At 62.9% G+C, this 10,876-nt stretch carries 9 protein-coding genes; 5 read left to right on the top strand and 4 right to left on the bottom strand.

Going from position 1 to position 10,876, the window contains the following annotated elements; translation table 11 throughout:
• Window positions 1-45: 45 nt before the first annotated feature.
• On the bottom strand, window positions 46-633 hold the full coding sequence (locus BN1127_RS08390) for a histidine phosphatase family protein (RefSeq protein ID WP_042649122.1): 588 nt from the start codon (window positions 631-633) through the stop codon (window positions 46-48).
• Window positions 634-1,134: 501 nt separating this feature from the next.
• On the opposite strand from BN1127_RS08390, the gene BN1127_RS08385 reads away from it, so the two are divergent.
• On the top strand, window positions 1,135-3,243 hold the full coding sequence (locus tag BN1127_RS08385; RefSeq protein ID WP_231557459.1) for a putative bifunctional diguanylate cyclase/phosphodiesterase: 2,109 nt from the start codon (window positions 1,135-1,137) through the stop codon (window positions 3,241-3,243).
• Between the two features lie 217 nt (window positions 3,244-3,460).
• Entirely contained in the window at window positions 3,461-3,751 is a 291-nt protein-coding gene (locus BN1127_RS08380; protein WP_042649120.1) for a hypothetical protein, read from the top strand.
• Between the two features lie 61 nt (window positions 3,752-3,812).
• On the opposite strand, the gene BN1127_RS08375 is transcribed toward BN1127_RS08380, so the two are convergent.
• Together BN1127_RS08375 and speA are read right to left on the bottom strand one after the other, a co-directional pair.
• Window positions 3,813-4,001, bottom strand: a complete 189-nt coding sequence (locus BN1127_RS08375; RefSeq protein ID WP_005332719.1) for a hypothetical protein — start codon at window positions 3,999-4,001, stop codon at window positions 3,813-3,815.
• A 278-nt stretch (window positions 4,002-4,279) separates the two neighbouring features.
• Window positions 4,280-6,181, bottom strand: a complete 1,902-nt coding sequence (gene speA, locus BN1127_RS08370) for a biosynthetic arginine decarboxylase (protein ID WP_041206114.1) — start codon at window positions 6,179-6,181, stop codon at window positions 4,280-4,282.
• Here speA and BN1127_RS08365 point away from each other — a divergent pair.
• The 3 genes from BN1127_RS08365 to olsF all read left to right on the top strand — a co-directional run bounded on the left by BN1127_RS08365 (window position 6,162) and on the right by olsF (window position 10,363).
• Entirely contained in the window at window positions 6,162-6,410 is a 249-nt protein-coding gene (locus BN1127_RS08365) for a hypothetical protein (protein ID WP_005332721.1), read from the top strand. The genes speA and BN1127_RS08365 overlap by 20 nt on opposite strands.
• An 838-nt stretch (window positions 6,411-7,248) precedes the next feature.
• Window positions 7,249-8,475: a peptidase T gene (gene pepT / locus BN1127_RS08360; RefSeq protein WP_005332723.1), complete on the top strand. Its 1,227-nt coding sequence runs from the start codon at window positions 7,249-7,251 to the stop codon at window positions 8,473-8,475.
• 175 nt (window positions 8,476-8,650) lie between these two features.
• The gene (gene olsF, locus BN1127_RS08355; RefSeq protein ID WP_005332733.1) at window positions 8,651-10,363 is read left to right on the top strand and encodes a bifunctional ornithine lipid synthase OlsF; all 1,713 of its coding nucleotides are present in this window, start codon (window positions 8,651-8,653) and stop codon (window positions 10,361-10,363) included.
• A gap of 57 nt (window positions 10,364-10,420) precedes the next feature.
• Here the strand turns inward: olsF and BN1127_RS08350 are convergent, their stop codons facing one another.
• Complete coding sequence (locus BN1127_RS08350) at window positions 10,421-10,723, bottom strand: Rdx family protein (RefSeq protein ID WP_005332735.1); 303 nt, start codon at window positions 10,721-10,723, stop codon at window positions 10,421-10,423.
• Window positions 10,724-10,876 lie beyond the last annotated feature (153 nt).

Genomic DNA, 10,876 nt, shown 5'->3' with positions numbered 1-10,876 from the left:
TTAACTGATCAGCATTGCCGTCAAGGGCGGGCCGTCTTCGCGTGGTCAGCAGGAAATCCGCTCTATACGGCCGCCACTGAGCTTGAAGAAGGCATCCTGCGGCAGCTCTTGTGTCCAGGTGGTGATGTAATCCAGATCGGCATAGGCACCGCGCAGCATGGCACCGAACAGACCGTGGGAGACGACGATGGCATGCTTGGCAATGCCTTCGTCCTGCAGCCATGCCTGGGCCCGGCGCTGAATGCTCTGGAAGCTCTCTCCATTCGGGGCCTGCAGATACCAATCCGGCTCTTCCAGATCGAGCTCAGGATGGGCCGCCAACAGCTCGGGAACCCGGCGGCTCTCCCACTCCCCCATGCCCAGCTCCACCAGCCGTTCGTCCCACACGATGCGTTCCTTATCCAAGCCAAGCTGCTGGCATACCCGCTCCGCCGTCTGACGGGCACGACCGAGGGGGCTGGCATAGAGGGTCCAGCTCGCGGGCTCAGCCAGGAGCTCTGCCAGGCGGGCCCCCATGGCGAGGGCCTGAGCTTCGCCTCTGGCGGTCAGATCCGAGTTGCAACGCCCCTGCAACCGCAATTCGGCGTTATAGCGGGTCTGGCCGTGGCGCAGCAAATAGAGGGTTCGAGCCATGGTTTCTCCTGCAGGTTCAACGAGATAACGAAAGCGGGAGACGCATGATAACAGATGTATCGGATCAACCAAGGCGCAGACGAAGCCAGATACCTATATGGCACTGTGACATCACATCCCAATGGTCATGGTGAACGCAACTGTGCGGCAACAAGCACCACGCCCAAAGCGCCTCACATGAATGGAGAGGCCAGCACTACAAAGCAGCTCCAGGACTCTCCCCGAGCCGTATTTCAATAGCAGGTCACGACCGGAACTATCTATTCCCAGATTTTCCATACCCCTGTTTTCCAAACGGGAAAATTTGGAACCCGCCTTTGGATAGGGCGCGTGAGGGCATTGCCATCAAGGGATAAATTCAGTGCTTTTACTCTGATCCAGGGTCCATTTTGGTGCGTATAGCTGACCGCTTTGGGACGCCCCTGGTGTACAATCCCCAGCCCGATTTTCTTCTCCAGTCCGGCCATGGCTCAGGCCGTTTTCCATCCCAGAGTGAGTGAAGTGACCGCAACCCACCCCATGCTCGACAGTTATTACAGCCAGGATCTGGTGTTTTTCTCCATCCTGGTGGCGGTGCTCGCCTCTTACACGGCGCTGGCCATGACAAGCCGGGTTAGCCAGAGCCGGGGCCGGGCCGCCGCCCTCTGGCTCACGGGGGGCGCCTTCGCCATGGGATTCGGCATCTGGTCCATGCACTTCATCGGCATGCTCGCCTTCAACCTGCCCATCGCGCTCGGTTACGACCTGACCCTGACTGGCCTCTCTCTGGTGGCGGCCATCGGTTCGTCGGCCTTCGCACTCTGGCTGGTGAGCCGCCCCCAGCTGCCCTGGCGCCACGTCGCGGGGGGCGCCCTGCTGATGGGGGCCGGCATCGCCACCATGCACTTCATCGGCATGGCGGCCATGAAGATAGATCCCGGCATTCATTACCACCACGGCCTCTTCGCGCTCTCCATCCTGATCGCTGTGCTCGCCTCCGGCGCCGCGCTCTGGATTGCGTTTCGCCTGCGCAACAGCACGCCCCGCGCCTTCTTTCGCAAGGCCGTCGCCTCCCTGGTGATGGGAGCCGCCATCATCGGCATGCACTACACCGGCATGGCGGCAGCCCAGTTCCCACAGGGGAGCCTGTGCGGCGCCCTCTATACCGGCCTCAATACCCAGTGGCTGGCGACCGTCATCATCATCGTGACCCTGGCGGTGTTCGCCATCGCCCTGGTGCTTTCCATGCTGGATGCCCACGCCGCCCGTCTCTCGACCTCCTTGCACCTGGCCCACGACGAGCTGATCAAGCTGGCGCTCCATGACAGCCTGACCCGGCTGCCGAACCGGCTGCTGTTTGCCACCCGATTGGAGCAGCGCATCCAGGAGTGCCAGCACAGCCAGCGCAGCTTCTCCCTGCTGTTTCTCGACCTCGACGGCTTCAAGATCATCAACGATGCCCACGGCCACCACACCGGGGATCTGCTGCTGGCCGAGGTGGCGGCGCGGATCACCGGGCTGCTTGGCGCCAGCGACACTGCCTCGCGCTTTGGCGGGGACGAGTTCGTGCTGGCCCTGGCGCCGGGGGACCTGAGCCAGACCACGGCCTTCGCCGAGCGCCTGCTGGCCGCCCTGGCCCAGCCCTATGAGTGGGAGCATAACAGCCTGCACATCACCGCCAGCATCGGCATCGCCGTCTATCCCCAGGATGGCACCAGCCTGCACGAGCTGACCCTCAACGCCGATGCCGCCATGTACTACGCCAAGGAGCGAGGGCGCAACGGCTACTACTGCTTCGACAGCGCCATGAATGCCAATGCCCACCAGCAGTTTTTGCTGCAACAGGCGCTGCACCATGCCCTGGAGCGGGAGGAACTGGTCCTGCACTATAAGCCCAAGTACCACGCCCGCAGCGGCCAGGTGGTTGGCGCCGAAGCGCTGCTGCGCTGGCAGCATCCGGAATATGGCACCATCTCCCCGGCCCGCTTCCTGCCCCTGGCGGAGAAGACCCGGCTCATCATCCCCATCGGCAACTGGGTACTGGATGAGGCCTGTCGTCAGATGAGCCGCTGGCGGGAAGCGGGTCATCACGACTGGAGCGTGGCGGTGAACCTCTCCACCATACAGCTGGCCAGCCCCGGTTTGCTGCAAGAGGTGGAGGGTGCCCTGCGTCGCCACCGGCTCGAGGCGCGCCACCTCACCCTGGAGATCACCGAATCCACCGCCATGGAGAACGCCGAGGAGAGCCTGGCCATCCTCAATCGCCTGGCCGAGCTCGGGCTCGGCATCTCCATCGATGACTTCGGCACCGGCTACTCCAGCCTGCTCTACCTCAAGCGCTTCCCTGCCAATGAGCTCAAGATTGACAGGGGCTTCGTCGCCACCCTGACGCACGAGGGGGACGATGCCACCATCATCGCCGCCATCATCGCCCTGGGTCAGGCTCTGGACATGCGCATCGTGGCCGAGGGGGTGGAGACCCCTGAGCAACGCGCCCTGCTGACCGAGCTGGGCTGCGACACCCTGCAGGGCTATCTGCTCGGGCGCCCCATGCCGGGGGAACAGCTGCTGGCCCACAGCCACATCGATGAGCCTCACCGAGATCCCTATGCGGGTGGCGTGCTCGCCTGAGCCCAACCTGACGCAGGGGCTATTCCATTGCACTCTGCTGCGCTCGCCCCTCCCTTTCCCCGAATACATTCTCCAATTGCATCTCTCGCTGACTCGGGATAGGCTGCCCGACAAAGACTCGAATGTTACTTTTCACCCCTTGCACAGACGGCAAACAAGGGGCCGTTCGGCGAGAGCCGATCACATCAAGACAACGCCGCGCAAGCGAGGAGCACAAATGGCCAGATACCAGTTTTTCAGCATTCCGGCCTCCAACAGGCAGCAGTACACCTATGTCGACATGGCCTCCCCCAGCTTTCTGACGGAGAAGGCGGCGCTGCTGGCACAGGGGTTCGAGGTGCAGGAGGACTTCATCGATGCCACCAACCCCCAGGAGGCGGTGGAGAAGTACAAGTCAGACTTCCTTTATGTGGCGGACGAGGTGGGCAAGTCAGACAGCAGCTATGCCGCAGCGAGCGCCCTGATGGAGATGGGCAAGAAGCTGTTTGGCCGCAAGACGAACGGCTGACAGGAAAAACAGAAAGTGGCCATCGCGGCGTGTTGCCCGATGGCCATGAGACAGCCCTGCTTCAGCAGCGGGTCAGTTGCTGGAGCATGGCGATCAGCTCCTCTTCGCTACCGGGCTCACAGGCCAGTTGCAGGCTCGGCGCCGCGCCCCCCATCAGCATGTAGACGTGGGTGCTGCAATGATCGTAGTGATACCACTTACCGTCGATACAGACGTCGGTATAGCATCTCGGGTCCCTTTCCAGTTCCATATGCACATCCTTTTGTTACATCCCATCAACAACACTCCTGACCGTAAAATAACCGGTCCGAGTCCCATTTGATGTGGATCAAGGGAAACGGCGGGCAGTCGAGGATATCTTCCGGATCTGTGGCCTGCCAGGGCCCAGTGCTGGCTCCTGCTCTTCGAATGGAGACGGGTATTCGCCCCGTGCATCACCGCAGGGCAGATCCTGGCAACAAAAACGGCGCCCGAAGGCGCCGTTTTTTATTCCCGTCTTTGCACCGACGGGGCGAATCAGCCTGTGGCTTATTCGTCTTCCAGGTAGGCGTAGCCTTGCAGACCCAGCTCCAGCTCGTCGAGCAGGGCCTTGCGGGTCGCGTCGTCCAGCGCCGGGTGGGAGACGATCCGCTGATAGTTCTCGCGAATGACGGAGGGGTCGATGTTGACGTAACGCAGCAGCTGGTCGACGGTGTCGCCGCGCACCACGTTGCGGATGTCCATCTTGCCTTCCTCGTCCAGCCACACTTCCGCGCAGTGGGTATCACCGAACAGGTTGTGCAGATCCCCCAGGATCTCCTGGTAGGCACCCACCAGGAAGAAGCCGACGTGGCACTCTTCGTTCTCGGCATACTCCGGCATCGGCAGCGTGCTCTCGACACCCAGGCCGTCGACGTAGTGCTCCACCTGACCGTCGGAGTCACAGGTGATGTCCATCAGGATGCCGCGGCGGGTGAGCGGACGCTCGAGGCCGGTGAGTGGCATCACGGGGAAAACCTGACCTATACCCCAGGCATCGGGCAGGGACTGGAACAGGGAGAAGTTCGCGAAGCACTTGTCTGCCAGCTTCTCGGAGAGCTCGTCGGCCAGGGCGCGGTGGTTGCGGTTGACCGGGTTGAGCAGCTCCTTGAGCGCCAGGCAGGTGTTCTGGTGCAGCATCTCGGCCCAGGCGCGCTGCTCCAGGTTCAAGAGACCCATGGTGAACTGGGTGTTCACATCCCCCAGATCCGCCACAGAATCGTGGAAGATCTCCAGCAGGGAGGGATCTTCACTGCGCAGGTCCAGCCAGCCTTTCCACATGTTCTGCAGAATGGTCGGGGCGTCTTCATCAGGCGCATGGATGTCGTTCACTTCCACCCCTTCGGCACCAATCAGATTGGTGACCAGCACGGCGTGGTGGGCGGTCAGGGCACGGCCGGACTCGCTGATGATGGTCGGGTGCGGCAGGTCGAACTCGCGGCACACATCGCCGATGCCCCACACCACGTTGTTGGCGTACTCGGACAGGCTGTAGTTCGCGGAGCAGTGGCTCTGGGAGCGGGTGCCCTCATAGTCCACACCCAGGCCGCCGCCCACATCGACCACGTCGATGGGCACGCCGAGACGACGCAGCTCGGCATAGAAACGGCCGCACTCGCGGATGCCGCCCTGGATGTCGCGGATGTTCGCTATCTGGGAGCCCAGGTGGAAGTGCAGCAGTTGCAGGCAGTCCAGCTTGCCGAGGCTGCGCAGACGTTCCACCAGCGCCAGGATCTGGGAGGCGGAGAGGCCGAACTTGGACATGGATCCACCGCTCGATTCCCACATGCCGGAGCCAGTGGAGGCGAGCTTGGCGCGCACCCCGATGTTGGGCTTGATGTTGAGGCGAACTGACTCGTCCAGCACCATTTCCAGCTCGGAGGGTTTTTCCACCACTATGTAGACCTTGTGGCCCATCAGGTTGCCCAGCAGGGCGTGGCGGATGTATTCGCGGTCCTTGTAACCGTTGCAGACGATCACGGACCCTTGCTCATGATGATGGGACAGCACGGCCAGCAGCTCCGGTTTGGAGCCCGCCTCCAGCCCAAGCCGCGGCTTGTCGCTGTAGGACTGACTGATGGTCTCGATGACGCGGCGCTGCTGGTTTACCTTGATCGGGTAAACGCACAGGTAGTCCCCTTCATAGCCTGACTTCTCGATGGCCTGACCGAAGGCGTTGAACAGCGCATCGACCCGGCTCTTGAGGATGTCGGGGAAACGCAGCAATACCGGGGTAGTCAGTCCGGACTGGCGCAGCTGTTCGATGGCTTCGGACAGCACGATGCGCGCCTCGGGACGAGACTTGTCGGGGGAGACGGTCACATGACCGGCGTCATTGATATTGAAAAAACCCGCACCCCAGTAGGGAACGTTGTAGACCTTCAAGGAGTCCTTGCTGGACCAGTTAGTCATGGGCTATGCCTCGCAAATGAGCGGCCAGAAGGCCGCCTTCGTTACCCTCAATCACATCCAGACCATCGATTGCAACATGCGGCGAGCAAAGGCTGCCTGCGGGCACCCGGTGCGTCACGGCTGGCGGCGGCAGGCGTTGTTGCCTGACCCTGCCGCTGGCTTGTCACAGCCAGATCCTCTATTGCACATCGCGGCAAGCCAAGGCTGCCTGGTGGATCTTGGGAAGTAACGAGTCTTGATGTGGGGCTGGTGGCTTTACATCAAGCTCAACGGTATGCGGTGCCACTGTAATGGGGCGCCGCGGTACTTTGATGACAACCGGCATCAGCCACGCCGTTCGTTCATCATTCGGCAGCCATCCCGACAGAAGGAGAAGGGTTCAAGGAAGAGAAGGGTAGACGTCAGCACGCACGCGTGTTGATAAACGACAACCACCACAGCCCGCTCAACGCCAGTGACCGCCCATGACAAGGGAAGATGATGAGCCGTTGGCTCACTCGGTCAGTAGGTGATGAGAGTCTGTTGTTCTCCCTGATACCGGAGCCTAACCGGTATTAAAGAAACCATTCCCCAGCAGTGTCTGTCGTTTCTGCGTGCCTCGCCCTATAGGCGTCTGATCCTGTCGGTGTCTGGCGGCCTCTGCCTGCTCAGGGTTACCCTCGGATCGGCGCGGAGTGTACACACTTACCGGCGCCACTGACAATAAAAAATCGTGTTAAAAAACGGGTTTTGGCCGGTGGGTCAAATCTTGCTGCCAGCAAGGCTGGCTCTGGGATGGCGAGGGATGAGCCCGCTCGGGATTGGCCCTGAAAATAACAGGGGAACCAGCCATTTTCCCCCACCCCTTGCCAGTGCTGGGCCGAGGGGAAATTCAGCCCTTCCGCATATGCATGATGAGTTTTAAATTTGGAATTTTTATTCATTCACACCTCGAGCGGTAACCCCTCCCGCCACCCTGTGCACCGGGATCCCTGCCCCGACAAATTCATCAAAAACTGCGCTGACGCAATAAGCGGCCCGGCCGTCTTGGCCACAATGGTCCCTCTTTTGTGGTTAGAGGCCTGCCAATGGATACCCTGCTTGAGCGTTTTCTGCGTTATCTGACTTTTCATACCCGCTCCGATGCGACCAATCCTGTCTGTCCCAGCAGCGAGGGCCAGCTCGTCTTCGCCCGCGCCCTCTTCGATGAGATGACCCAGCTTGGGCTGGCGCACGTCACCCTGGATGAGCACGGCTACCTCACCGCCTGCCTGCCGGGCAATCAGCCGGATGCACCCGCCATCGGGCTGATTGCCCACATGGACACCGCCGATTACGAGGCAGAACAGGTGGTGCCCCAGCTCATTGAAAATTATCAGGGAGGCGACATCTGCCTCGGCAAGGGGGACGAGGTGCTGGCCATCCGCCAGTACCGCTGCCTGAAAAACTACCTGGGGCAGGATCTCATCACCACGGATGGCACTACCCTGCTGGGGGCCGACGACAAGGCGGGCATCGCCGAGATCCTCACCGCCGCCCAGTACCTGCTGGCCCACCCCGAGATCCCTCGCGGGGATCTCTGGATAGGCTTCACCCCGGACGAGGAGATAGGCCGTGGCGCCGATCTGTTCCCCCTGGAGAGATTCCCGGCCAAATGGGCCTATACCGTGGATGGTGGTGAACTGGGGGAGCTGGAGTATGAAAACTTCAACGCCGCCAGCGCCACTGTGCGCATCACAGGTAACAACGTGCACCCCGGCACCGCCAAGGGCAGCATGATCAACAGCCAGACCCTGGCCGCCCGCTTCCACGCCGAGATGCCTCCCGAGCAGACCCCGGAGTACACGGCAGGGTACGAAGGCTTCTTCCACCTGGCCCGGATGGAAGGTACCGTGGAGGAAACCACCCTGCACTACCTCATCCGCGACTTCGACGACGACTGCTTCGCCGCCCGCAAGGCGCAGCTCAAGGAGCGGGTCGCCTCCCTGCAGCTGGACAACCCCAAGGCGCGCATCGAGCTCACCCTGACCGACAACTACCGCAACATGCGCAGCCAGATAGCGCCGCACATGCACATCGTCGAACTGGCCAGGGCCGCCATGGAGGCCGCCGACGTGGTCCCCAAGATCAAACCCATTCGCGGCGGCACCGACGGCGCGCGGCTCTCCTTCATGGGGCTGCCCTGCCCGAATATTTTCACGGGTGGTCACAACTTCCACGGCAAGCACGAGTTCATCCCGCTGCAATCCATGGAGAAGGCGGTCGCCACCCTGGTGGCCCTGGTGCAACTCACCTCGGCCTGGCGGGAGCAATAAGCAGTGACGCAGTCCTGAGCGGGGCCGGGTGGGAGCAAATAACGGCGGTATGAGCGGGGACGGGTCTGCGGTATGAGCGGGCTCTCTGCCCCGGGTCATCAAACCGTCACGGCGCTGCCACACAGGAGAAACCGGGGGGCGGCACCCTGAGGCAACGTTTCGCGGAGCCTTGCCCATGTTCAACGTCGATACCCTGCTGGGGCAGCATCTGCCCCGCCTCGCCACCCAACCCCTGATCCGTCCCCTGCTCCGGCAGGGGCTGAGCTGGCTGCTCAACGAGGAGGCCTTCGCCGAGTTTGCCAAGCGCCATCCTCACCTGCGCGGCCTGGACTTCGTCGAGCAGGCCCTCGGCGCCCTCGATTTTGACTACAGGGTGAGCGAGGCCGAACTCGAGAACATTCCCGCCAGCGGCCGGGTCATCATAGTCGCAAACCACCCCATAGGATCCCTGGACGGGCTGGCCCTGCTGCGCCTGCTTGGCCGCATCCGCCCTGACGTCAAGATAGTGGCCAACCAGCTGCTGGCACAGATTGCCCCCCTGCGTCCCCTGTTGCTGCCGGTGGACAACCTGGGGGGCAAGACCGACAGGCGCGCCATCCTGGCCATGGGGGAGCACCTGGCCCAGGAGGGAGCCCTCATCATCTTCCCCGCCGGCGAGGTGTCGCGCCTCGGCCCCAAGGGGGTGAAGGACGGTCCCTGGCAGGGGGGCTTCATCAAACTGGCCAGGCGCACCCGCACGCCGCTGGTGCCCATCCATCTGGACGGACGCAACGGCCTCCCCTTCTATCTCGCCTCCTGGCTCCACAAGCCCGCCTCCGCCCTGCTGCTGGTGCGCCAGCTGTTTCGCCAGCAGGGGCGGCGCATCTCCCTCACCCTGGGGGAGCGCATCCCGCCCCAGAGTCTCGGGGAGCTCGCCCCCAAGACAGCCGCCGCCCTGGTGCGCCGCCATCTCTATCGCCTCGGCAAGGGGAAGAAGGGCCCCCTGACGACCGAGGCCCCCATCGCCTTGCCGGAGGATCGCCGCCAGCTCAAACAGGCCATGGACGGCTGCGAGCTGCTCGAGCAGACCCCGGATGGCCAGCGCATCCTGCTCTATCGCCGCCACGAGCAGGGCCATTCGGTGATTCTGCGCGAGCTGGGGCGGCTGCGAGAAATCGCGTTTCGCGCCGTGGGGGAAGGCTCGGGCAGGCGGCGGGATCTCGATGCCTTCGACGATGACTACCACCACCTCATCCTCTGGGATCCGGCCCGCCTCGATATCATAGGGGCTTACCGCTTCGCCCCCGTGGCCGAGCTGCTGGCGCGCAAGGGGGTGAGCGGCCTCTACAGCCACACCCTGTTCGGGTTTGAAGAGAGACTGCTGCCCCGGCTGGAGCAGGCCATCGAGCTGGGCCGCAGCTTCATCCAGCCCGCCTACTGGGGCAAACGGGGGCTGGATTATCTCTGGTTCGGCATAGGCGCCTACCTGGCCCGCTACCCCCAGTATCGGTATCTGTTCGGGCCCGTGACCCTCTCCGGCAGCCTGCCGCCGGCGGCCAAGGATCTGCTGGTGGGCTTCTACCGCCAGCACTTCGCCCCCGAGTTGGCGCTGGCCCCCTCGCGCCGCCCCTACCCCGAGACGGCGTCCCTGTTCGAGGGGCACGATTACGGCAGCGATCTCAAGGCGCTCAAGGCCCGCCTCGACCACCTGGGCTGCGCCATTCCCACCCTCTACAAGCAATACTCCGAGCTGTGCGAGCCGGGGGGCGTGCAGTTCATGGACTTTGGCATAGACCCCGACTTCAACCACTGCATCGACGGCCTGGTGTGGGTGGACGTGAGCCGCATCAAGGCTCACAAGCGGGCCCGCTATATCGGCCAACCCGCCCGGGCAGAGTCCGCAGGTTAGCCGCCACGGCAAACAAAAAGGGAGGCTGTCGCCTCCCTTTTGCTCTGTGTGGTCGCCTTATTCGGCTGCGGGCTTGCGATCGGCATGGCCGAGATCGCGCTCCGGGGCTATGACGTCCCGCACCCGCTGCTTGATCTCTTTCGCCTCGGGGAAGCCCTCGTCGGCCACCCTGTCCCACACCTGGATGCCGTTCACCAGTATCTTGAACTCCCCCTTGCTGGCGGGCACCAGCGCCACCTCGCCGAGATCGCTGTCGAAGGTGGAGAGCAGCTCCTGGGCGAGCCAGGCGGCGCGCAGCATCCAGCGGCAGAGGGTGCAGTAGCGGATCTCGATACGAGGCTTGAGGCTGGGTTGTGCCATTTCTGTCATGGGGTGACTCCGTAAAAATCGGCCTGCTGAGGATGGTAAGCGCTCATGCGCCGCCCGGCATCCGGGATGGCGCTCATTGCACGACGCCGTGAAAATCCGCCAGCCAGTGGCGGGCTATGCGCTGCTTGACATCCTCCCCCACCT

This window comes from Aeromonas media (genome assembly GCF_000819985.1).
Lineage (GTDB): Bacteria > Pseudomonadota > Gammaproteobacteria > Enterobacterales > Aeromonadaceae > Aeromonas > Aeromonas media.
The sequence above is the reverse complement of the archived record's forward strand: the minus strand, read 5'-3'. Positions and strand labels throughout refer to the sequence as shown.